This is a genomic window from Paraburkholderia sp. WC7.3g (assembly GCF_050436345.1).
GTDB classification, from domain to species: Bacteria; Pseudomonadota; Gammaproteobacteria; order Burkholderiales; family Burkholderiaceae; genus Paraburkholderia; species Paraburkholderia podalyriae.
The window spans coordinates 236174-257930 of the sequence record NZ_JBNDMA010000003.1 but is presented as its reverse complement, the minus strand read 5'-3'; the positions used below and the strand labels follow the sequence as shown (position 1 = coordinate 257930).

The window sequence follows — 21757 nt, the reverse complement described above, 5'->3', positions numbered from 1 at the left end:
TGTCCGTTGTAGGCGCTGCAAAGCGTGCGCGTCATCGCGGTCGCGCACCACCGACAACGGGTGGCGGTAGAACTGGAAAATCAGCAGAGGTGTGGGCACGCCGAACATGCCGCTGGCCGCTCCCATCGCGATCATGCCGAGACCGAAGACGGTGACGGTCTGGAAATAACTCGCGGCCCGCATCAAAGGCGAGCAGGAGCAATACCTTCTCCATGGGCATCACGCGTGCGGAGCCGTTTGTGTTTTCATCAGTTCCGCCGCGGTTTGTGCCTGCACGCAGGTCACCGCGATCACGTAGTAGACGTCGTCGGCGCTGCAGCCGCGCGAGAGATCGTTAGCCGGCTTTTTCAGGCCTTGCAACAAGGGGCCGATTGCCTTTGCGCCGCCAATACGTTCGGCCAGCTTGTAACCGATATTGCCGGCTTCCAGGCTGGGGAAGATCAGCACGTTCGCGTGACCTTGCACCTGCGAATGCTCGATCTTGCGCATCGCGATTTCGGAAACGATTGCTGCGTCGAGTTGCACGTCGCCATCGATCGCCAGGTGCGGACGCAATGCCCGCACCTGGCGCGTCGCTTCCACGACCTTGTCGACTGCCGCATGCCGGGCGCTGCCGCTGGTCGAGAACGACAGCATGGCCACACGCGGCTCGTCCATCAGCAGGCTTTGCGCGCTGTCGGCTGCCGCCATGGCGATCTCGGCCAGTTCGCCGGCATCGGGATCGACTACGAGCCCGCAGTCAGAAAAGATCAAGCCCCCCTTGAGCGTGTGGAAGGGCTCGCACAGCATCATCAGAAAGAAGCTCGACACGAGCTTGAACGACGGTTGGATGCCGATGATCTGGATCGCGTTGCGGACCACGTCGGCGGTCGTATAGACCGAGCCGGCCACTGAGCCGTCCGCGTGACCGAGCCGCACCATCAGATTGGCGAAGCACAGGGGCTTGAGGATTTCGCGTTTCGCTTCGTCCAGCGTCATGCCTTTCCTGCTGCGAAGCGCAAAGAGCTCCTCGGCAAAGGATGCGGCAAGCGGCGAGGTAGCCGGGTCCACCACCTCCATGCCGGACAGGTCGACGCCCTCGCGCGCGGCGGCTTCATGGATGCCAGCAGCGGAGCCCACCAGCACGATGCGGGCAATGCCTTCGCGGGTTGCGCGCCGGGCCGCCTGCAGCATGCGCGGCTCTTCTGCCTCGCTCAGCACGATGCGCCCAGGCGAAGTGCGGGCGCGTTCGATGATGCGGTTGATTGCTTTCATGGAATGAGGGCGGCCACGGTTGCCGAATGATTGCCAAAGACCGATTGCCAAATAAGGCAGCGAATAAAAAAGGCCGGAAACGGCGGTAAAGCCCCGTTTCCGGCCTGCCGGCCTCAGGCGGAATTCCTTCCTGAGCCCGGACACCCAGGCAACAGGCGAATCAGACGTAGTCCTTGTACTTGTCGAGCAGGCGTACCGGCTTGGCCAGCGCATCGCGGCGGAACGGGTCACCGAGTTCGCGGGTGCACATGATCTCGATGATGGTGGTCTTGCCATGGTTCATCTGCAGATCGATGGCGCGCTTGAGTGCCGGGCCCACGTCTTCCAGATTGTCCACGACGATGCCTTCCGCCCCCATCGCGCGCGCGATCTCCGCAAAACTCTGGTTATCGAGTTCGCCGGCAACAAAGCGGCGGTTGTAGAAATCCACCTGGTTCTTCTTTTCCGCGCCCCACTGACGGTTGTGGAAGACCACGGCGGTGACCGGAATGTTGTGACGCACGCAGGTCATGGTCTCCATCAGGCTCATGCCCCATGCACCGTCGCCGGCGTACGACACGGCCGGGCGGTGCGGCGCGGCAACCTTGGCGCCGATGATGGTCGGGAATGCGTAGCCGCAGTTGCCCCAGCTCATCGCGGCGAAGAAGCTGCGCGGCTTGTTAAAGCGCAGATAGCTGTTGGCCACGGAGTTGATGTTGCCGATGTCGGTGGAGACCATCACGTCTTCGGGCATGGCCTTTTCCAGCTCGCGCAACACCTGGCGGGGGTGCAGGTAGTGGCCGCCGCCGGGCGTGCGCTCGTGACTCTGCTCCTCGATCATGTCGAGACTGTAGGGGTCGCGCTCATGGGTCCAGCCGTCGAGCTCCTTCTCCCAGGCGGCTTTTTCGGCGGCGATCTGGCCGGCGCGGTCCTCGCGTGAGGCGTCGCAGGCGAGGGTGCGCCCGGCGAGGCGCTGCGTGAGGGCGACTGCGGCGGCTTTTGCGTCGCCACAGATGCCTACGGAGATCTTCTTCACCAGACCGAGCATCTTGTGGTCGGCATCGATCTGGATGATCTTGGCGTTCTGCGGCCAGTAGTCCATGCCATGCTGAGGCAGCGTGCCGAACGGTCCCAGCCGCGAGCCGAGCGCGATGACGACGTCGGCCCGGGCGATCAGCTTCATGGCGGCCTTGGAGCCCTGGTAGCCGAGCGGGCCGCACCATAGCGGATGGTTGGCGGGGAATGAGTCGTTATGCAGGTAGCTGTTGACGACCGGGGCGCCCAGGCGCTCGGCGAGGGCCTTGCACTCGTCGATCGCATCGGCCATGACGACGCCGCCGCCGGAAATAATCACGGGGAATTTCGCCTGTGCTAGCAGTTCGGCGGCTTCGTTCAGGCGTTGATCGCCGCCCGGGCCGCGGTCGAGACGCTGGGGCTGCGGAATCTCCGCCTTGATCTGGCCGTAGAAGTAATCGCGCGGGATATTGAGCTGGGTAGGGCCCATCTCGGCTTGGGCACGGTCAAAGCAGCGGCCGGTGAACTCGGCCATGCGCGCGGGGTGGGTGACGTGGCCCTGGTACTTGGTGAACTCCTGGAACATGGGGAGCTGCTTCGCTTCCTGGAAGCCGCCCAGGCCGATGCCCATGGTGCCCGCCTCGGGCGTGATGATGACCACGGGGCTGTGCGCCCAGTAGGCCGCGGCAATGGCGGTTACGCAGTTGCTGATGCCCGGGCCGTTCTGGCCGATGACCACGCCATGCCGGCCGGACACGCGAGCGTAGCCGTCGGCCATGTGGCCGGCGCCCTGTTCGTGCACCACGGGGATGAGGCGGATGCCGGCGGGGGCGAAGATGTCCATGGCGTCCATGAAGGCGGAGCCCATGATGCCGAACATGTCGGTCACGCCGTTGGCGGCGAGGGTTTCGACAAAAGCTTCCGAGGGGGTCATGGCCTGCGGGCCGCTGATGGGGGTGTGATCGCTCATGAGGGCTGTCTCCGGTTTCTGGTAAAAACGGAACAAATGGTTCCGAAAAATGAGATGTCTGTCTGAAATGTAGACCAGGCTCGCGACGCTGGTCAAGAGATAAAATTCAAAAAACGAGATGTTTTGTACCTGAAATAGAATTTGCGGCCGGGTCAGCTCCACGGCAACGAATAGGTCTTCACGTTGGTGAAGCTTTTGATCGCTTCCTGCACGCCTTCCTTGTAGCCAAGCCCGGAATCCTTGATGCCGCCGAAGGGTGTCAATTCGAGCCGGTAACCGGGCACTTCACGCACATTCACGCTGCCGACGTCGCTGACACGGCCTGCTTCATACAGCGAGTCCTTCTTGCAAAGACCTGACTCGGCAGTGATCAGATCGGAGATTTCTGCGGTGCGCTCACGGACAATTTCCGCCGCGCGCCGCAGGATCTGCGAGCGCTCGTAACGCGTAAGCTGCGCACGATACCCGTGCGCCCAGGCGAAGGCGCGCTGCACGTCGGCGAGCGTCGCCTTTGGCACCGTGCCGACCAGTTCGCCGTTGTAGGGATTGAAAACCTCGATGAGCTCCGCGCGCCGGATCTTTTCTCCGCCAATGCGCAGCGATTCATGACGAACCTGCAACGACGGCCGTATTTCCACGATGGGGTTCATGCTGACTCCAGCGATAACAGACAGCTGAAGTATTGCCGACGGACGATGCAAACGCGTAGTGCCAGCTTGCGTCAATCGCTGAGTCCACGTTTTCGCAGAGCGCTGCACGGCGGCAGGTGGGGGCGCGGCCCATGCGATTGACGCCGCTCAGCTGGCGAACGCATAAAGCGCCGTCAGTACGAGCGCGGGCGCGTCACGCTGAGACGAGAATCCCTTCACTGGAAAGACACCGACAAAGCGTTTCAAATGCAAATGAATCTGACGACGCAGGCAGATCAACCCTGATTGGCTGACCGATTTCCCTGCTCGCGTAGGCGAGGAGGGTGTGCGCGATACCGCTACGGCGATAGGCAGGTTCCACGTGGACATTCAGCAACGTTGCAACCGCATGCGCGGAGTCGTCGTCAATGCCGATACTTAACTCACCGACAGGCTCATCGTGATGATATGCCACTGCGCGTGTGCAATCTTCGTCAAACACAATCTGAATAACGCGATCACTTCGATCCTTGAACACGATCACGCGCATGACTCTCTTCTCCCGATGACTGTAGGCGATATGGATTGGTGATCCTTTGCGATCAAACTCTGCCCTTCCAGGGGACTAGCACTCGCTCAAGGTGACGCATCAACAGATCAAAGCATAAAGCAAAGAAACCGATGACGATGATGCCCATGATCACCACGTCGCTCGCAAGGAACTCGGCAGCATTGAGTACCATAAAACCGAGGCCGCTCGTCGATGCCACCATTTCCGCGGCTACCAGTGTCGTCCAGCCGACGCCGATGCCAATCCGCATGCCGGTGAAGATCTCCGGCAGCGCAGACTTCAGGATCACATAAAGGACCACCTGCGTGCGCGAGGCGCCCATCGAGTAGGCCGCATGAATCTGCTCGATCGACACGGAGCGTACGCCGGATCGCGCGGCGATGGCCAGTGGCGCGAAGATGGCCAGATAGATCAGGAAGACCTTGGAAAACTCGCCGATGCCGAACCAGATGATGATGAGCGGCAAATAGGCGAGCGGCGGTAGTGGCCGATAGAATTCGATCGGCGGATCGAATACGCCGCGCGCAAAACGCGACACCCCCATCATGACCCCGATCGGAATCGCGGTCACACAGGCGAGCGCGAAGGCGCCGAACACGCGCAGCAAACTGATGCCGGTATGTTGCGCGAGCGTCGAATTGGCGAAGCCGTCCGTGGCGACCAGGATGAACTTCGCATACACCGCTTGCGGCGACGGCAGAAAGAGCGGCTTGATCCAATGAAGGTTGGTCGCGGCGAACCACAGCCCGATGAACGCGGCGACCGTAATGAGGCTCGTGACGATGCTGCTGCCATGGCCGGGTACGCCGAATGTGTCGCCTGGCTTGGCGGGCTTCTTGGCGAGAATCCGTGGACGACGACCCGGTGTGCGCGGGGGCTCGATTGGCGTGTCGGAGCCCAGCGGCGCGTGATGGCCGCTGGCAAGTGCATGGGCCCGTTTTGAACTAAACATGTGTCACCTCGGCTTCGGCAGCGTGCATTTTCTCGTCGCCGTAAATGATGCTGAGCACACGCTCGCGCATTTCGATGAAATCAGGACTCGACTTGATCGCACGCGCGTCGCGTGTTTCAAGAAAACGTCGATTGAAATCGAGCTCGTAGGTGTGCGTGATACGGCCGGGGCGGGGCGACATCACGATCAGGTGGCTTGCCAGGAAGAGCGCTTCCTCGACGCTGTGGGTGATGAAGAAGAACATCTTGCTGGTCTTGGTCCAGACATCGAGCAGCAATTCCTGAATCGTCTCGCGGGTCAAGGCATCGAGCGCGGCCATCGGTTCGTCCATCAACAGCATGGCCGGGTCGCAGGTCAGCGCGCGGGCGATGCCCACACGCTGCTGCATCCCGCCGGAGAGCTGATAGATCATGTGCTTGTGGAAGTCCTGCAAGCCCACCAGCGCCAGATTGCGCACCGCGATTTCGCGCCGCTGCGTCTTCGGCACGCCCTGAAGCTTCAGGCCGAATTCGGCGTTGTCGATCACGTTGAGCCACGGCAGCAGCGCGTGCTTCTGGAACACCACGCCACGGTCGGCGCCCGGTCCCGCGATCGGCGTGCCGCCCAGCAGCAATTCGCCACTGGTCGGCGCGATGAAGCCCGCCATGAGCGACAGCAGCGTGGTCTTGCCACAGCCCGATGCGCCCAGCGCGACGACGAAGTCACCGGAATTGATTGTCAGGTTGATGTTGTCGAGCGCATGCACCGTCTGGCCCGCACTACGCCCGGGAAAGACCACGCTCACATTCTTGACTCTCATGCTTTCCATACTGCCTCCTGATTCGACGGAACCGGCCTACGTCATTTGAGGTTCATCGCGGCCTCGGCATAAGCCGGGGTCACAAATTTCGAATAATCCGGCAACACCGCGCTGATCTGTTTCTGGTCCTTCAAAAAGGTGGCAGTATCCTTCAGCGCGAAGGTTGCGCGACCCGCACTGCCGCCGCCGAGCCATTGTGCGGATGCCTGTTCCTGAATGGTCGGAAACGCGTAAAGCGACAGAGATTCGGGGACGTCGGCCGGCGAGCCGCCGATCATCTTCGCGATGGCCGCTGCCTGCGGCGACTTCGCATTCCATTGCGCGGTGTTCTTCCGGTATTGTTCGTCTTCATCGGAGATCGCCTTCACCAGTTTTGCCATGAAGTCCTTATGAGCTTCGCCCCATTTGCGATCGACTGCAATCCCGTCAAACGTGGGTTTGCCGAGTTTCGACAGGTCGCCGGAAGTAATCAGCACCTTGCCGCTTTTCTTCAACTCGGCGAGTGCCGGATCCCACACGTAGGCGGCATCGATATCGCCGCGTTCCCAAGCTGCGACCAGCTGGTTGGGCTGCATGTTGAGGATCTTTACCTCAGACGGATTGATGCCCCAATGCTGCAACGCGAACATGGTGTGATAGTGCGTCGTCGACACGAATGGCACACCGATCGTCTTGCCCTTCAGATCGGCCGGTTTACTGATGCCGGAGCCGTTGCGAACGACCATCGCTTCAGCCTGGTTAATGTTGTCGAGAATCCAGAAGAGTTGCAGATCGACGCCCTGGCTCACCGCCGCCGCAAGCGGGCTTGAGCCGATCACGCCGACCTTCACGTCCCCGGAGGCCATCGCGGTCGCGACTTTCGCACCGGATTCGAATTGCCGCCAGTTGATCTTGTAGCCTGTCTCTTTCTCGATCGAGCCGTTGGCGATCGCGACGACCCATGGGTCGACAATCTGCTGGTAGGCTATCGTGACCTCCTTGTCCTGCGCGTAGCCGGGTTGCGCCGCGAGGCACGTGAGCGCAGTCAGCGACGCGCCCATGAGGCAACGCGTCAGGCGGCTGAACCATTGCGGCAGCTTCGGGTGGTGATCGCTTTTCATCGTAGGTCTCCAAGATAGCCTTGCGGGATACACGCGAATCTCACGCGTGCCGACGGGGGCTTGTCCCAATCGCCGGGAAAGGGTTGATGCGAGTATCGTCATTAAAAAATATAGGCGGTTAGGGCCAGACGAGGCCGATCGTTGAGTCCACATCGGCTAGTCTGAAACGGACCGGTCCGCCGGCATCCCCGAATCGTTGTCTTTGTGCGGGGAAACCCTCTCACAGGGCGTGCTCACCATGCGGGTATTCGTCCTGACGCGGGCGGTTGCCGCCCCCAAAACTCAGGAGAAAGCATGTCCAGTCGTACCTCGGTGGCCTTATGGACCCAACGGTTCCAGCGTTCACCCGAGTTGAATATGAGCCTGCAGGGCCAGATTCGCCAGATGCTGGTGGCCGCGATCCTCGACGGCCAGCTGCTGCCGGATCACGCGTTGCCATCCAGCCGGGAACTGGCCGACCAGTTGAGCGTGGCCCGCAACACCGTCGTGCTGGCGTACCAGCAACTGGTCGAAGAGGGGTATCTGATCTCGCGCGAGCGTAGCGGGCACTTCGTCAATCCGGCCATCCTCGAGGGGCGCCACGGATTTTCTCCGCTGCAGACGGTCCCGAGCCAGCCGGCCAACGAAGTGCTCGCCCGGCCGGACTGGGACCAGCGCGTGCGCAGGCGCCCGTCCGCCCAGCGCAACATCGTCAAGCCGGGCAACTGGCTGAGCTATGAGTACCCGTTTATCTACGGACAGTTCGATCAGTCGCTGTTTCCGACGAATGACTGGCGCGAATGCTGTATGAAAGCGCTGTCGGTCATGGAGATCCGCAACTGGGCGCCGGACCTGATCGAGCGCGACGACGATACGCTGATCCAGCAGATCCGCACGCGTGTCCTGCCGCGGCGTGGCGTCTTTGCGATGCCCGATGAGATCGTGGTCACGATTGGCTGCCAGCAGGCGCTGTATCTCATCGCGGACCTGCTGGCGAGCGAGCGGACCACGATCGGCTTTGAAAATCCCGGCTATCCGGATGCCCGCAATATCTTCGAGAACCGCAATGCCCGGCTGCAGCCTCTGCCGGTCGATGACGGCGGTGTGCGTCCGGTCGAGGACGCCGATCTGCTTGAGCAATGCGACTACGTTTACGTCACGCCAAGCCACCAGTGCCCAACCACGGCGACCATGCCCATCGAGCGCCGGCATGCGCTCCTCGAACTGGCGCAGAAGCATGACTTCGTCCTGATCGAAGACGACTACGAGAGCGAGAACAACTTCTCCGGTGCGCCGCACCCCGCATTGAAGAGCCTGGATACGGCGGATCGCGTGATCTACATCGGCAGTCTGTCGAAGACCTTTGCGCCTGGGTTGCGGCTCGGTTATATCGTCGGACCGCGCGAGCTCGTGCGCGAACTGCGCGCGCTGCGGCGCCTGATGGTGCGCCACCCGGCAGCCTATATTCAGCGTGCCTTTGCCACCTTCCTCGCGCTGGGGCATCACGACGCGCTATTGCGACGGCTCGCCTACGCGTACCGGGAGCGGGCACAGGCGCTGATGGCGGCGCTCGACACTTATCTGCCCGAAGCGCGCTACGTGCCGCTTGGCGGCGGCGCGTCGTGCTGGGTCGAGGGGCCGCTCTGGCTCGACGCGACCAGGCTCGCTGAGGAGGCGCAAGCCCACGGCGTCCTGATCGAACTGGGTCACGTCTTTTTCATGACCGGACTGGAGCAGAATCACTGCTTCCGGATGGGCTTTTCGGCCATCAAGCTCGAAAAGATCGATGCCGGTGTGCGCCTGCTCGCGGAACTCGTGCGCGCGCAGCGGCCCGAGGCATAAGCGGCTAGAACGTTTTGGCGAGCTCCCGCGCTGCTTCCTGCAGGCGCGGAACGAATTCGAGCGCGCGTGAAAGCGGCGCACGTGAAACCGGCGCATGGACCGCGATTGCCGCGATGCACGCGTTGTTCTCGCCCATTACCGGCGCAGCCACGCACGCAATGCCGGCCACAAACTCCTCGTTGTCGATCGCAATGCGCTTGTGCGCGGTGCGGTCGAGCTCCGCTTCCAGCAGTTCGGGATCGGTGATGGTGTTCGGCGTGAAGCGTTCGAGCTTCAGCGTGCGCACGATCGCGCTGCGTTGCTCGCGCGGCAGCATCGCCAGCAGCAGCTTGCCGCTCGCGCTGCAGTGCGCGGGCACGTGTGAGCCTGGCTTGAGATCGAGCCGCAACGGCCACGGTGCTTCCATGCGGTCGAGATAGAGCACCTCGGTGTCATGAAGCATCGTGAGATTGCAGGTCTCGCCAAGATCGGCGACGAGATGCGAGAGGATCGCATGCCGCAGCCGGCGCGCACCCGAATGCATCATGACGCCAAGACCGAGTTGCGCAAGGCGCGGCCCAATCACATAGGCGTTCTTCTGGCCCGGCTCACGGATCACGAGGCCGCCTGCCTCCAGCGAAGCCAGCATGCGGTGCAATGAAGCCTTCGGCAGATCGACGTCCTGTGCAATGTCGGCGAGCGACACCGGACCTTCGGCGTTGACGAGATGCTCGAGCAGCGCGAACGCGCGCAGGGTAGGAGTATCCGCTTTAGTCATGTCTGCCGTTCCGGAAAATGGATCGGCATCATTGTACAGTGCGCCTTTCCCGAAGCGGGTTTTCGCGGAATTTCGGTGTTTCGGGCGGTAGGCTTTGGTTTGCATCGTCCCGTTTTCCGGAATTGGCTGGGAAGGTGCGTGACCGTACGTTCAACCCCTCCGTTGAGCGCGGGATTACATCCGGAAGGTTTTCGCGGTTTCCTCGGCAGCGAGCCTCAGATCGGGCAGGAAGGCCAGCAGATCGTCGAGCGAGACCCGGCCGACCGGAGCCTGAACGGCAATCGCCGCACACGCACGATTGCGGTCCAGCATGACGGGCACGGCGATGGCGATGAGCCCCTGCAGATGTTCCTGATTGTTGATCGCGAGCTGGCGCCGCCGCGTCGTGACCAGTTCCTTGCGTAACGCCTCACGGTCGGTGATGGTTCGTTCCGAATAGGCGCGCAGCGGCAAGGTTTCGATGACCCGTTCCCGCCGGTCCTTCGACAGAAAACTGAGCAGCAACTTGCCGCTTGCCGAGCAATGAAGCGGAACGTGCGAGCCCGGCTGAAGGTGCATGCGCAGCGGCCACTCGGTTTCCACCCGGTCGATGTAGACCACGTCGTTGCCGGAGAGCATCGTCAGATTGCATGTCTCGCCGACTTTCGCCACCAGCTGTTCGAGCAATACATGGCGGGCGGCCGCCGGGCCCGCATGCATCAGCACGTTGACGGCGAGCATGCGCACACGCGGCGAGCATTCATAGAGCCGGTCGCCGGCGCTGCGCGTGACAAGCCATGCATCCATCAACTGCACGAGGATGCGATGCACGGTCTGCTTCGGCAACTCCAGCGCCTTCACGAGATCCGTCATGGAAAGCGGGGCGCCTGCCTCCGCCAACGTTTCGAGTACGCGAAACGCACGCACGGCCGCCGCATTCGATTGATTCGAAGTCGACACTTCGTCTCCTCACCATCGTATTTGTAAGTTGGATTGTGCATCGACCTGATCGGTTTTCGGGACTATGGAAAGTCCCGAATTTCGCACTTTTCGATTCTCGCGAGCGTGGTGCAAGGGATGGTTCAAAAAACGGGACTCCGAACGAGACGTGGCTGGCTAGATTGCTTCTACAGCGAATCTCTACTGCCAATCCTTTCCACTCGGAGTGAACCTTATGAACGTCAGGGCCACAGAACCCGAAGCAGCGCGTGAGCGCGCGGACGGCGAAGTCGGGCGCAGCGTCGCGGCTCTGGTCGCCCGTGCCCGTGCCGCGCAGCGCGGCTTCGAGTTCGCGGGACAAGACGTGCTCGATACCGCCGCCGACGCCGCAGCGTGGGCCATCATGGAGCCCGCGCGCAACCGGCGGCTTGCCGAACTGGCAGTGCACGACACCGGTCTCGGCAACGCGGACGACAAGTTTCGCAAGAACTATCGCAAGACGCTCGGGTTGCTGCGCGATCTGCACGGACAGAAGACCAGCGGTGTCATCGCGCGCGATACGGCAACCGGCATCGTCGAGATAGCGCGCGCTGTCGGCGTGGTCGCTGCGATCACCCCATCGACCAATCCCGCGGCGACACCGGTCAACAAGATCGTCAACGCCCTCAAATGCGGCAACGCGATCATCGTCGCGCCTTCTCCAAAGGGCTATTCGTCCTGCGCGCTGCTGATCGAGTTCATCCACGCGCAATTCGCCAAAGCCGGTCTGCCCGCGGACCTCGTCCAGATGTTGCCTGCGCCGATTAGCAAGGCGGCCACGGCGGAATTGATGCGTCAGGCCGATCTGGTCGTCGCGACCGGGTCGCAGGCGAACGTACGAATGGCCTACGCAAGCGGGACGCCTGCGTTCGGTGTAGGGGCAGGGAACGTCGGTTCGATCGTGACGGCGTCTGCTGATTTGCACAATGCAGCGCACAAGATTGCCAGCTCGAAAACTTTTGATAACGCGACGAGCTGTTCATCCGAGAACAGCCTCGTGATCGAGAATGCGGTGTACGCGCCCATGTTGCGCGAACTGGCCGCGTGCGGCGGCATGCTGTTGGACAGCGCGCAAAAGGCACGGCTGCAGACCGCCATGTGGATGAACGGCAAGCTGTCCGAACAATGCACCGCACGATCCGCTGCGTCGATTGCACGCGCGGCGGGCCTCGATGAGATTGCCGCACGTGAGCCCGCCTTTCTGATGGTGGAGGAAACCGGCTTCGGCGCGGACTACCCATTTTCCGGTGAGAAGCTCGCGCCGGTTCTGACCGTTTATCGCGCAGAGACGTTCGACGCCGCGTCCGACATCGTGCGCGGCATTTACGCCTACATGGGAGCCGGGCATTCGGTCGGCCTGCATTCCACCGATCCCGAGCAGGCTGTGTTACTGGGTTCGACTTTGCCGGTTGCGCGCGTGATCGTGAATCAGGCGCATTGCTTCGCGACGGGCGGCAACTTCGATAACGGCTTGCCGTTCTCGCTGTCGATGGGGTGCGGGACGTGGGGCCGCAACAATTTTTCCGGCAACCTGAACTTTCGCCAGTACCTGAATGTCACGCGCGTCGCGTACCCGATCGAGGAGCGCGTGCCCGAGGCCGACGACCTGCTCGGCGAGTTCTTCAGGAGATATGGTCGATGAAGCCGCCTCTGACGATCCGCACGCTGATCGACGCGCGTGCTGCGCAGTTTCCGGATAAACCATTCCTGCTGGCGGCTTCCGAAGGCGAGGAAAGCGGGGCCTCCGACAGTGTCGCCGATGCACGCGCTAACACGTTGACGTTCGGCGAACTGCGCGACGACTGCCGCGCGCTGGAAGCACGTTTTTGCGAAGCCGGCCTGCGGCCGGGCGATGTCGTCTCGGTGTTCATGGGCAACGGCATCCAGACCGCGAGGCTATTGCTTGCCGCGATGTATAGCGGGCTCGTCGCCAACCCGCTCAATCTGCTGTGCCAACCTTCGCAGCTTCGCTACATCGTCGAGCATTCGGACACACGTATGATTTTTGCCGGGCGCGAGACGCGCGGCGCTGTCGCCGTGGCCGTCGCGGGCTTGCACGAACAAGGTCTTGCCGACGACATCGTGCTCGTGCAAACAGAACCGGATGCGCTAAAGCCGCCCGCATTGCTGCAAACCGAGCCGGCTCTGGCGGAAGCGACCGCAGGCGCCGCTGCGCAGCCGGCAACGGCGCCGCGCGTCTCGGTGCTAAGGCGCGATGCGGCCCATTCGTGCGCGCCCGAACCAGACGCGGACGTGGCGCTACTGATGTACACATCTGGCACCACAGGCGCACCGAAGGGCGTTCTGCTGACGCATCGAAACTTGCTGGCCAACGCACGGAACATCACCTCCGAACACCGCCTGGGCACCGACGACCGGGTTCTCGCCGCGTTACCGCTTTATCACATCAATGGCCTGGTCGTGACCCTGATCGCGCCGCTCTTTCACGGTGGCTCGGTGGTCATGACGTCGCGCTTTTCCGCGCGCACCTTCTGGTGCGACGTCGCGCGCTACGGCTGCACGTGGATCAACGTGGTGCCGACGATCGTCGCCTATCTGCTCAACAACGACGAACCGCGCACGTTCGATCTGTCCGCGCTGAAATTCTGCCGCAGCGCTTCGGCGGCGCTGCCCATCGATCATCACCGCGCGTTCGAGGCGCGCTTCGGCATCGGCATCATCGAAACCATGGGCATGACTGAAACGGCTGCACCCGTATTTTGTAATCCCTATGAAGCGGCGTCGCGAAGAATCGGCAGTATCGGTCTTCCTTCGGGATGCGAAGCGAAAGTGATTGGGCGGGACGGCCACGAGTGCGCACCCCACGAGTGCGGCGAACTCGTGCTGCGAGGCGAGCAGGTCATGAGCGGTTACTACAAGCGGCCCGAGGAAACCCGTGCGGCCTTCACCGATGACGGCTGGCTGCGCACCGGCGACCTCGGGTATCGCGACGGCGACGGCTACTTCTACATCAACGGCCGGGCGAAGGAACTGATCATCAAGGGCGGTGAAAACATCGCCCCGCGGGAGATCGACGAAGCCTTGCTCAGGCACCCTGGCGTGCTGGATGCGGCGGCGGTCGGCGTGCCGGATACGGCATACGGCCAGGAAATCGTTGCTTTTGTCGTGCCACGCGCCGGGGAGGGACAAGGCGCGCTCGACGTAGCGGATCTGCATGCGCACTGTCTGCGCGAACTGGGCCGCTATAAGACGCCGAAGGCGTTCCACTTCGTCGCGGAACTGCCTCGCGGGCCTTCGGGCAAGGTTCAGCGCCTCAAGCTGGTGCCGCCCTAACGGCTGCTGCGAACGGGCCGGCCGCGGCAGCGCCCGGCCAGCGCGAAGCAACGTATGAGAGCGAGAGAGCGGACCCAGTCCGCCGTACTGTTCGAACTGCCCGGACGTCGCAGGCAAACAGCCGCAATAGACGTCACGGCGGTCACATAAGAGAGACAGGAGACAGCATGGAAACGCGCAAGCGGCGTGTGAAGACGCGCCACATCATCCTGGCCGTCATGTGCCTGATGTATTTCATTTCGTACATCGATCGTGTGAACATCGCCGTGGCCGGCCCCCTGATTCGCCACGAAATGGGGCTGACGACGGTCCAGCTCGGTCTCGTGTTCTCGGCATTTGCGTATCCGTACGCGTTTATGCAGATCCTCGGCGGATGGTTGTCGGACAAGTACGGGCCGAAACTGGTGCTGACGGTGCTGTCGTTGATCTGGGGCGTGGCGACGCTCGCCACCGGGTTCGCCGGCAGTGTGGTGATGCTCGTCGCGCTAAGGTTCGCGCTCGGGATCGGTGAAGGCGGTGCATTTCCAAGCGCCACGCGCGCATTTACCTACTGGATGCCGGTTGCGGAGCGTGGCTTTGCCCAAGGCATCACGCACAGTTTCGCGCGTCTGGGAGGCGCCGTGACGCCGCCACTCGTACTCGCGGTGGTCGTGGCGGGTGGCTGGCGTGATGCGTTCATTCTGCTCGGCGTGGCCAGTCTCGCATGGACGGTGCTTTACCTCTGCGTTTTCACGAACTCGCCCGAGCAGAACCGGCGCATCACTCCCGAGGAAACCGCGGAGATCGGCTATCGCGCCGGCGATTGCGACCGCGCAAAACATACCGCCACGCCGTGGCGCAAGCTGATCCGCCGGATGTGGCTCGTCACCTTCGTCGACTTCTGTTACGGCTGGCTGCTTTGGGTCTATCTGACCTGGCTGCCGTCGTATCTGAAGGAGTCACGCGGCTTCGATCTCAAACAACTGGCGCTCTTCACCGCACTGCCGCTGCTCGCGGGGGTGATCGGCGATACCCTGGGCGGCGTGGCGTCGGACCGGCTTTACAGGCTCACGGGCCGCCTGCGCTTTGCGCGGTGTGCCGTGCTGGTGGTAGGCATGGGTGGCTCGCTTATCTTTCTTCTGCCGATGATATCCGCGACCAACCCGCTGATGGCGGTGCTGTTCCTGTCCGCGTCGTTCTTTTTCCTCGAGATCACGAATCCCGTGTTGTGGACCTTGCCGCTCGATATCGCCGGCAAATATGCGGGTACTGCCGGCGGCATGATGAACACGGGCTTCGGCGTGGCGGGCATGGTCTCGCCGGTCGTGTTCGGTTACCTGATCGCGACGACCGGCAGCTACGACGTACCGTTCACGATTTCTGCGTGCCTGCTGGCCGTGGGTATCGTGGCGGCGCTCTTCATCGATACGGGTAAGACGGTCGAGGCCGACGAAGAGCGCGAGCGGCAGGAGGGGCTCGGGCTGGGCGGCATGCCCGCGTTTCTTCACGCGGGCTCTGCGGTGCGGCTGGAGCGGCATCACCTGCGCCGACCGTTGCGGTGGCGTAAGTGAGAGGCCGGTAGGTGACGCGTTCGGCGGCTGTTGGGAAGGCGCCTGCCAGGTGTCAGCCGGCGGGGTTGAGCTTGCGCAGGCGCCAGATGAGGCTGGACGTATCGTAGCGGTTGCCGCCTAGGCCCTGCACGTCGCCATAGAACTGGTCGACGAGGGCGGTAACCGGTAGCGACGCGCCGTTTCGCTTCGCTTCGTCGAGGCAGAAACCGAGGTCCTTGCGCATCCAGTCGACCGCGAAGCCGTAGTCGAACCTCCCTTCGATCATCGTCTTGCCGCGGTTTTCCATCTGCCAGCTGGCGGCCGCGCCTTTGCCGATCACCTCCAGCACGAGGCCCATGTCGAGGCCCGCGCGCTCGCCGAAATTGATGGCCTCGGACAGGCCCTGCACCATGCCGGCGATACAGATCTGATTGACCATTTTCGCCAGTTGACCCGCACCCGCCGGGCCGATCAGCGTCACGGCCGTCGCATAGTGGTCAAGCGTTGCCGAGGCGCGTCCGAACGCCGTGGCGTCGCCGCCGCACATGATGGTCAGCATGCCTTTCTGCGCGCCAGCCTGGCCGCCGGAGACCGGTGCGTCGATGAAATGCAGGCCTTGCTGGCCGGCGATCTCCGCGAGTTCGCGCGCGACGTTGGCCGATGCCGTCGTATGGTCGACGAACACCGCGCCACGCGCCATGCCCGCGAACGCGCCCTGGTCACCGAGCGTGATGCTGCGCAGGTCGTCGTCGTTGCCCACGCACGCGAGTACGAGATCGGCGCCGTCGACGGCTTCGCGCGGTGTGCGCGCCGCGCGTCCGCCGTATTCGGAGACCCATTGCTCGGCTTTCGTCCAGGTACGGTTGTAGACCGTCACCTCGAGGCCGGCTTTCACCAGATGCCCGGCCATCGGATGACCCATGACGCCGAGACCGAGGAAGGTGACGCGACGCGCTGCGTCGCTCGAAGAGGGGGCGGCTGGAATGTTCACTGGAACTCCTTCAGGGGGCGAGATTGGGGAAATCCATTATGTCAGTGATATGGACCCCGCGCGATCCGGCACGAATGGCCAGCCAGCCGACCCGGCAAACGCAATTATCGGTCGGGGCGATGAATTCGATATGAAATAGCGATTTTTCTTTGGCATCCATCGCTCATAGGATGGTGACAGCGATTGCCGTGGTCCAACCTGCGGTCACGGAGATTTTTAACGGAGGCACACATGGAACACCACGCGCGCACGCAGAACGAAAAGCTCGAGGTGAAAACGACGACGTGTTACATGTGCGCGTGCCGGTGCGGCATCCGCGTGCACCTGCGCGACGGCGAGGTGCGTTATATCGACGGCAACCCCGACCATCCGCTGAATCAAGGGGTGATCTGCGCGAAGGGTTCCTCAGGGATCATGAAGCAGTACTCGCCCGCGCGCCTGACTCAGCCATTGATGCGCAAAGCGGGCGCGGAGCGTGGCAGCGCGCAGTTCGAACCTGTGTCGTGGGAGGTGGCGTTCGCCACGCTCGAACAGCGCCTTGCCCATTTGCGCGCCACCGATCCGAAGAAATTCGCGCTCTTCACCGGGCGCGACCAGATGCAGGCGTTGACGGGGCTCTTCGCCAAACAGTTCGGCACGCCGAACTATGCGGCGCACGGCGGATTCTGTTCCGCCAACATGGCAGCCGGCATGATCTACACCATCGGCGGTTCGTTCTGGGAGTTCGGCGGCCCGGACCTCGACAGCGCGAAGCTGTTCTTCATGATCGGCACCGCGGAGGATCACCATTCGAATCCGCTGAAAATCGCGTTGTCGAAGTTCAAGCGCGCGGGCGGCCGGTTCATCGCGATCAATCCGGTTCGCACCGGGTACGCCGCGATAGCCGACGAATGGGTGCCGATTCGTCCCGGCACTGACGGTGCGCTGTTCATGGCGTTGATCCGTGAGTTGATCGAGAGCGACGCCTATGACCATGAGTTCGTCTCACGCTACACGAACGCCGGCGAACTGCTCGACATGAATGCGGATGCCGATACCTTTGGCCTGTTTGTGCGCGACTCCGAGGCACCTGAAGACAATCCGCTGTTTCCGCAAAACCACCTATGGTGGGACCAGAACACTCAACGCCCGGTATTGCATCACACGCGCGGCGCAGTGCCGGCTATGTCGGGAAAATATACGCTCGACGGCGGCACGCCGGTGACGCCGTCGTTTGCGTTGCTGCGCGAGCGCGTGATCGATTGCACGCCGGAGTGGGCGGCCCAGATCACCGGTATTCCCGCCGACACTATCCGGCGGCTTGCACGCGAGATGGCGGACGCAGCGCGCGATCACAAGATCACGTTGCCGGTCCAATGGACTGACGCGTGGGGCGAAACCCACGAGACGGTCACCGGCAGCCCGATCGCCTTTCACGCAATGCGTGGACTGGCGGCGCATTCAAATGGTTTTCAATCGATTCGCGCGCTGGCCGTGCTGATGTCGCTGATGGGCACGATCGACACACCGGGCGGCTTCCGGCACAAGGCGCCGTACCCGCGCGCGGTGCCGCCGTCGGCGAAACCGCCCAACAGTCCCGACACCGTGCGTCCGAATACGCCGCTGGCGACAGGGCCGCTCGGCTGGCCGGCCGCGCCCGAAGACCTCTTCATCGACGCCGCGGGCGAACCGGCGCGTATCGACAAGGCCTTCTCGTGGGAATATCCGCTCGCCGTGCACGGCCTGATGCACAGCGTGATCACCAACGCATGGCGCGGCGACCCGTACCCGATCGACACACTGCTGATTTTCATGGCCAACATGGCATGGAACTCGTCGATGAATACGGTGGAAGTCCGCAAGATGCTCGTGGACAAGCGCGATGACGGCGAATACAAGATCCCGTTCCTGGTGGTCTGTGATGCGTTCCAGTCGGAGATGACCGCGTTCGCCGACCTGATCCTGCCCGACACCACCTACCTGGAGCGGCATGACGCGATGTCGGTGCTCGACCGGCCGATCTCGGAGTTCGACGGCCCGGTGGATTCGGTGCGCATACCGGTCGTGCCGCCGACCGGCGAATGCAAGCCGTTTCAGGAAGTGTTGATCGAACTGGCGAGCCGTCTGAAGTTGCCGGCGTTCACGACGGCTGAGGGCACGCGCAAATTTCGCGACTATCCCGACTTCATCGTCAATTTCCAGACCGCGCCGGACTCGGGCGTGGGTTTCCTGATCGGCTGGCGTGGCAAGAACGGCGACAAGGCGCTGGTGGGCGAGCCGAATCCAAACCAGTGGGAGCAGTACGCGAAAAACAACTGCGTGTTCCACTACACGCTGCCAGAGGCGCTGCAATACATGCGCGGAGTCAATGGACCCTATCTGAAGTGGGCGGTGGAACACGGCTTCCGTAAGTTCGACACACCGATCCTGATCCAGCTTTACTCCGACGTGATGCAGAAATTCCGCCTTGCGGCGCAAGGCAAAACCACCGGGCGCCAGCCGCCCGACCATCTACGTGCACGTGTTGAGCGGTACTTCGATCCGCTGCCGTTCTGGTACGAACCGCTCGAACTCGCAGCCACCGATCTCGAGCGCTATCCGCTCGCCGCCGTCACGCAGCGGCCCATGGCGATGTATCACTCGTGGGACTCGCAGAATGCGTGGCTGCGGCAGATTCATGGCGAGAACTATCTGTTCATGAATCCGTTGATGGCGCGCGCAAACGGTATTGAAGACGGCGGGTGGATTTACGTCGAATCGCAGTGGGGCAAGGTGCGCTGCATGGCGCGCTATAGCGAGGCGGTGGAACCCGGCACGGTATGGACGTGGAATGCGATCGGCAAGGCGGCCGGCGCCTGGAATCTTGGCCCCGATGCCAATGAATCGCAACGTGGCTTCCTGCTGAATCACCTGATCACGGACGAACTGCCGGGCTCGGCGCAACACGCGGCGCGTACCTCGAATTCCGATCCGATCACGGGCCAGGCGGCCTGGTACGACGTGCGCGTGCGGATCTATCCGGCCGAGGCCGACGCGGACCACACGTTGCCGCAGTTCGCGCCGATGCAGGCGCTGCCGGGTTCGACCGGTGTCGTTCAACGCATCGTGCAAACGTATTTTGCCGGGCGCGGCGAGTTCGCGGCGCGCCTGCGCAGTACCTCGAAGCGTAACGGATGAGGAGCCTCTCATGACACAGATGGCGCTGGTAATTGACCTTAACGTCTGCGTGGGATGCCATGCGTGCGTAACGAGTTGCAAGGAATGGAATACGTCCGGTGAGGCGGGCAGTCTCGCCGACCTTCGTCCCTATGACGCCGATCCGTCGGGCACGTTCTTCAACCGCGTGCAGACCTTCGAAGCCGGCGAGTTTCCGCTCACTGACACGATTCATTTTCCGAAGTCGTGTCTGCACTGCGAAGATCCGCCGTGCGTGCCGGTGTGTCCGACCGGCGCGAGCTACAAACGCAAGGAAGATGGCCTGGTGCTGGTCGATTTCGACAAATGCATCGGCTGCAAGTACTGCGCGTGGGCGTGTCCTTACGGTGCTCGCGAGCTCGATGAAGAACGCAAGGAGATGACCAAGTGCACGCTGTGTGCCGACCGCATCCATAACGAGGCACTGCCCGAACGTGACCGCAAGCCAGCCTGCGTGCTGGCTTGCCCGACCTCCGCGCGGCTCTTCGGCGATATTCACGACCCGGATTCGGTGGTGTCGCAAGCGATTCGCGAGCGCGGCGGGTATCAGTTGATGCCGGAGTGGGACACCAAGCCGGCAAATCACTATCTGCCACGTCAGAAGACCGGTTCATGCGGCAGCGAGTCGTGTTCGTGCAAGTCTGGCGGCACGGAGACTGTATCCGCGGAAGATCTGAACACAGGGCTAAATTCCGGGATGAATGAGGGGCTACGTACAACGGCCACCCTCAATACAAAACCGGAGCAAGAACAACTCCACGCTGACGAGCGGCAAGCGGCGTCCGGGGTGATGGGACGCGTATTCAATATTCTGGGTCTTGGGAGGCACGCATGAAGCCTGCATTTTCGGTCGTGTTCCTGACTACGCTGAGCGGTGCAGGGCAGGGCTTGTTGATCGCGCTGTTCGGTGTCGAGTGCGCCATGCGCCTTGGGCTGATTGCGGCAAGCTCGCCGCCGCCGCAGATGTTCTTTGTACTGGGTGCGGCATTGGCGGTCGTCCTTGGCGGGCTGGGTCTATTGGCCTCGTTCTTCCATCTCGGACATCCGGAGCGCGCCTGGCGTGCGATCGCAATGTGGCGCACGTCCTGGCTTTCCCGCGAATGCGTGGCGCTTCCCGTGTTCCTTGCCTGCGCATTCGCGTACGGCGTCGCGCATTGGTTTGGCTCGCCGTGGTCGCTGGCAATCGGGGCGTTCGGTGCGCTTGCGAGCGTCGCGTTGTTCGTGTGCACCGCGATGATTTATGCGTGTCTGCGCTTCCTGCAGGAATGGGCCACGCCGCTCACGATGGTGAACTTCATGCTGCTTGGCTGCGCATCAGGTTTCACGCTGGCTACGACTTGCGCGGCGTGGCTCGCACCGTCGCTCGTGGCCACGCTCGCAGCGTGTGCCTGCGCGCTGACGCTTGGCGGGTGTGCGACCCGTGTTGCGTCGCTGGTGCGCAATGCACGGTTGCGGCCGAAATCGACGGTGCAGAGCGCGACGGGTATCAAATCGGCGAAGCTCGTGCAGAAATCACGGGGCTTCACGGCAGGCGCATTCAATCTGCGCGAGTTTTTTCACGGGCAGACGCAGCGAACACTGCGCCACGTCAAATGGGCGTTCCTTGTCGCCGCGTTCGCCGTGCCGTTCGTGCTGATTGCGCTGTGTGGTGGCTCGTCTTCTTTCGCCACGTCGGTGTGGCTGATGTGTGCCGCGTGCGCAGTGCAGTATGCGGGGCTCGTCGCGGAACGCTGGTTCTTTTTCGCGGAAGCCCGACATCCTCAGAATCTGTACTACCGGCAAGTTTCCTGAGAGTGGACCGGTGTGCAAAGCCCGAGCCGAATTTATCGCACCAGTGCCGCACAACTGACGACCTGAAATACGGTGCGCGAAGGCAATGGGATGGATGCCGGGGCGATTGTCGAAGCAGTCGCCCGGCGCAAACATGCGCTTTGTCCCGGTCAAAAACATCGAGCGGCAAACCGTG

At 62.5% G+C, this 21757-nt stretch carries 18 protein-coding genes; 7 read left to right on the top strand and 11 right to left on the bottom strand.

Annotated elements, in window-relative coordinates; genetic code table 11:
- Nucleotides 1–219 precede the first annotated feature (219 nt).
- The 7 genes from pta to tauA all read right to left on the bottom strand — a co-directional run bounded on the left by pta (nt 220) and on the right by tauA (nt 7208).
- Nucleotides 220–1254, bottom strand: coding sequence for a phosphate acetyltransferase (pta, locus tag OKW43_RS32545; protein WP_429452553.1), 1035 nt, complete (start codon nt 1252–1254; stop codon nt 220–222).
- Between the two features lie 160 nt (nt 1255–1414).
- Nucleotides 1415–3217: a sulfoacetaldehyde acetyltransferase gene (gene xsc, locus OKW43_RS32540; protein WP_429452259.1), complete on the bottom strand. Its 1803-nt coding sequence runs from the start codon at nt 3215–3217 to the stop codon at nt 1415–1417.
- 152 nt (nt 3218–3369) lie between these two features.
- Nucleotides 3370–3867, bottom strand: a complete 498-nt coding sequence (locus OKW43_RS32535; RefSeq protein ID WP_429452257.1) for an aldehyde dehydrogenase family protein — start codon at nt 3865–3867, stop codon at nt 3370–3372.
- Between the two features lie 193 nt (nt 3868–4060).
- Complete coding sequence (locus OKW43_RS32530) at nt 4061–4396, bottom strand: GNAT family N-acetyltransferase (RefSeq protein ID WP_429452255.1); 336 nt, start codon at nt 4394–4396, stop codon at nt 4061–4063.
- 52 nt (nt 4397–4448) lie between these two features.
- Nucleotides 4449–5369, bottom strand: coding sequence for an ABC transporter permease subunit (locus OKW43_RS32525; protein ID WP_429452253.1), 921 nt, complete (start codon nt 5367–5369; stop codon nt 4449–4451).
- Nucleotides 5362–6177 carry a taurine ABC transporter ATP-binding protein gene (locus tag OKW43_RS32520; RefSeq protein ID WP_429320482.1) on the bottom strand — a complete coding sequence of 272 codons (816 nt, stop codon included), beginning with the start codon at nt 6175–6177 and terminating at the stop codon, nt 5362–5364. The genes OKW43_RS32525 and OKW43_RS32520 overlap by 8 nt, the downstream gene beginning before the upstream one ends.
- 32 nt (nt 6178–6209) lie before the next feature.
- Nucleotides 6210–7208, bottom strand: coding sequence for a taurine ABC transporter substrate-binding protein (gene tauA, locus OKW43_RS32515; protein WP_429452551.1), 999 nt, complete (start codon nt 7206–7208; stop codon nt 6210–6212).
- Nucleotides 7209–7562: 354 nt separating this feature from the next.
- Between tauA and OKW43_RS32510 the strand changes: the two genes are divergently transcribed.
- Entirely contained in the window at nt 7563–9089 is a 1527-nt protein-coding gene (locus tag OKW43_RS32510) for a PLP-dependent aminotransferase family protein (RefSeq protein WP_429452251.1), read from the top strand.
- 4 nt (nt 9090–9093) lie between these two features.
- On the opposite strand, the gene OKW43_RS32505 is transcribed toward OKW43_RS32510, so the two are convergent.
- Both OKW43_RS32505 and OKW43_RS32500 read right to left on the bottom strand, forming a co-directional pair.
- Nucleotides 9094–9846 carry an IclR family transcriptional regulator gene (locus OKW43_RS32505; protein ID WP_429452249.1) on the bottom strand — a complete coding sequence of 251 codons (753 nt, stop codon included), beginning with the start codon at nt 9844–9846 and terminating at the stop codon, nt 9094–9096.
- A gap of 174 nt (nt 9847–10020) precedes the next feature.
- Nucleotides 10021–10785 (bottom strand): IclR family transcriptional regulator, encoded by a 765-nt coding sequence (locus OKW43_RS32500; RefSeq protein WP_429452247.1) that lies wholly within the window; start codon nt 10783–10785, stop codon nt 10021–10023.
- Nucleotides 10786–10999: 214 nt separating this feature from the next.
- On the opposite strand from OKW43_RS32500, the gene sauS reads away from it, so the two are divergent.
- The 3 genes from sauS to OKW43_RS32485 all read left to right on the top strand — a co-directional run bounded on the left by sauS (nt 11000) and on the right by OKW43_RS32485 (nt 15647).
- Nucleotides 11000–12445: an acylating sulfoacetaldehyde dehydrogenase gene (gene sauS, locus OKW43_RS32495; RefSeq protein ID WP_429452245.1), complete on the top strand. Its 1446-nt coding sequence runs from the start codon at nt 11000–11002 to the stop codon at nt 12443–12445.
- Nucleotides 12442–14097, top strand: a complete 1656-nt coding sequence (locus OKW43_RS32490; RefSeq protein ID WP_429452243.1) for an AMP-binding protein — start codon at nt 12442–12444, stop codon at nt 14095–14097. The genes sauS and OKW43_RS32490 overlap by 4 nt, the downstream gene beginning before the upstream one ends.
- Nucleotides 14098–14264: 167 nt before the next feature.
- Nucleotides 14265–15647 (top strand): MFS transporter, encoded by a 1383-nt coding sequence (locus OKW43_RS32485; RefSeq protein WP_429452241.1) that lies wholly within the window; start codon nt 14265–14267, stop codon nt 15645–15647.
- A 52-nt stretch (nt 15648–15699) separates the two neighbouring features.
- Here OKW43_RS32485 and OKW43_RS32480 read toward each other — a convergent pair whose 3' ends face one another.
- Together OKW43_RS32480 and OKW43_RS32475 are read right to left on the bottom strand one after the other, a co-directional pair.
- On the bottom strand, nt 15700–16617 hold the full coding sequence (locus OKW43_RS32480; RefSeq protein WP_429452239.1) for an NAD(P)-dependent oxidoreductase: 918 nt from the start codon (nt 16615–16617) through the stop codon (nt 15700–15702).
- A gap of 10 nt (nt 16618–16627) precedes the next feature.
- Complete coding sequence (locus OKW43_RS32475; RefSeq protein ID WP_429452237.1) at nt 16628–16777, bottom strand: hypothetical protein; 150 nt, start codon at nt 16775–16777, stop codon at nt 16628–16630.
- Nucleotides 16778–16848: 71 nt separating this feature from the next.
- Here OKW43_RS32475 and OKW43_RS32470 point away from each other — a divergent pair, with 71 nt between their 5' ends.
- From OKW43_RS32470 to OKW43_RS32460, 3 genes are read left to right on the top strand one after another with little or no spacing between them, the layout of a single operon-like run.
- Nucleotides 16849–19773 carry a molybdopterin oxidoreductase family protein gene (locus OKW43_RS32470; RefSeq protein ID WP_429452235.1) on the top strand — a complete coding sequence of 975 codons (2925 nt, stop codon included), beginning with the start codon at nt 16849–16851 and terminating at the stop codon, nt 19771–19773.
- A 10-nt stretch (nt 19774–19783) separates the two neighbouring features.
- A complete protein-coding gene (locus OKW43_RS32465) occupies nt 19784–20626 on the top strand; it encodes a 4Fe-4S dicluster domain-containing protein (protein WP_429452233.1) in 843 nt (280 codons plus the stop codon).
- The gene (locus OKW43_RS32460) at nt 20623–21582 is read left to right on the top strand and encodes a dimethyl sulfoxide reductase anchor subunit family protein (RefSeq protein ID WP_429452231.1); all 960 of its coding nucleotides are present in this window, start codon (nt 20623–20625) and stop codon (nt 21580–21582) included. The genes OKW43_RS32465 and OKW43_RS32460 overlap by 4 nt, the downstream gene beginning before the upstream one ends.
- Nucleotides 21583–21757: the final 175 nt, after the last annotated feature.

Excerpts from the sequence above, each read along its gene's own strand:
- pta (WP_429452553.1), bottom strand. The coding sequence starts at position 1,254 with ATGAAAGCAATCAACCGCATCATCGAACGCGCCCGCACTTCGCCTGGG.
- xsc (WP_429452259.1), bottom strand. The coding sequence starts at position 3,217 with ATGAGCGATCACACCCCCATCAGCGGCCCGCAGGCCATGACCCCCTCG.
- OKW43_RS32535 (WP_429452257.1), bottom strand. The coding sequence starts at position 3,867 with ATGAACCCCATCGTGGAAATACGGCCGTCGTTGCAGGTTCGTCATGAA.
- OKW43_RS32530 (WP_429452255.1), bottom strand. The coding sequence starts at position 4,396 with ATGCGCGTGATCGTGTTCAAGGATCGAAGTGATCGCGTTATTCAGATT.
- OKW43_RS32525 (WP_429452253.1), bottom strand. The coding sequence starts at position 5,369 with ATGTTTAGTTCAAAACGGGCCCATGCACTTGCCAGCGGCCATCACGCG.
- OKW43_RS32520 (WP_429320482.1), bottom strand. The coding sequence starts at position 6,177 with ATGGAAAGCATGAGAGTCAAGAATGTGAGCGTGGTCTTTCCCGGGCGT.
- tauA (WP_429452551.1), bottom strand. The coding sequence starts at position 7,208 with ATGGGCGCGTCGCTGACTGCGCTCACGTGCCTCGCGGCGCAACCCGGC.
- OKW43_RS32510 (WP_429452251.1), top strand. The coding sequence starts at position 7,563 with ATGTCCAGTCGTACCTCGGTGGCCTTATGGACCCAACGGTTCCAGCGT.
- OKW43_RS32505 (WP_429452249.1), bottom strand. The coding sequence starts at position 9,846 with ATGACTAAAGCGGATACTCCTACCCTGCGCGCGTTCGCGCTGCTCGAG.
- sauS (WP_429452245.1), top strand. The coding sequence starts at position 11,000 with ATGAACGTCAGGGCCACAGAACCCGAAGCAGCGCGTGAGCGCGCGGAC.
- OKW43_RS32490 (WP_429452243.1), top strand. The coding sequence starts at position 12,442 with ATGAAGCCGCCTCTGACGATCCGCACGCTGATCGACGCGCGTGCTGCG.
- OKW43_RS32485 (WP_429452241.1), top strand. The coding sequence starts at position 14,265 with ATGGAAACGCGCAAGCGGCGTGTGAAGACGCGCCACATCATCCTGGCC.
- OKW43_RS32475 (WP_429452237.1), bottom strand. The coding sequence starts at position 16,777 with ATGGATGCCAAAGAAAAATCGCTATTTCATATCGAATTCATCGCCCCG.
- OKW43_RS32470 (WP_429452235.1), top strand. The coding sequence starts at position 16,849 with ATGGAACACCACGCGCGCACGCAGAACGAAAAGCTCGAGGTGAAAACG.
- OKW43_RS32465 (WP_429452233.1), top strand. The coding sequence starts at position 19,784 with ATGACACAGATGGCGCTGGTAATTGACCTTAACGTCTGCGTGGGATGC.
- OKW43_RS32460 (WP_429452231.1), top strand. The coding sequence starts at position 20,623 with ATGAAGCCTGCATTTTCGGTCGTGTTCCTGACTACGCTGAGCGGTGCA.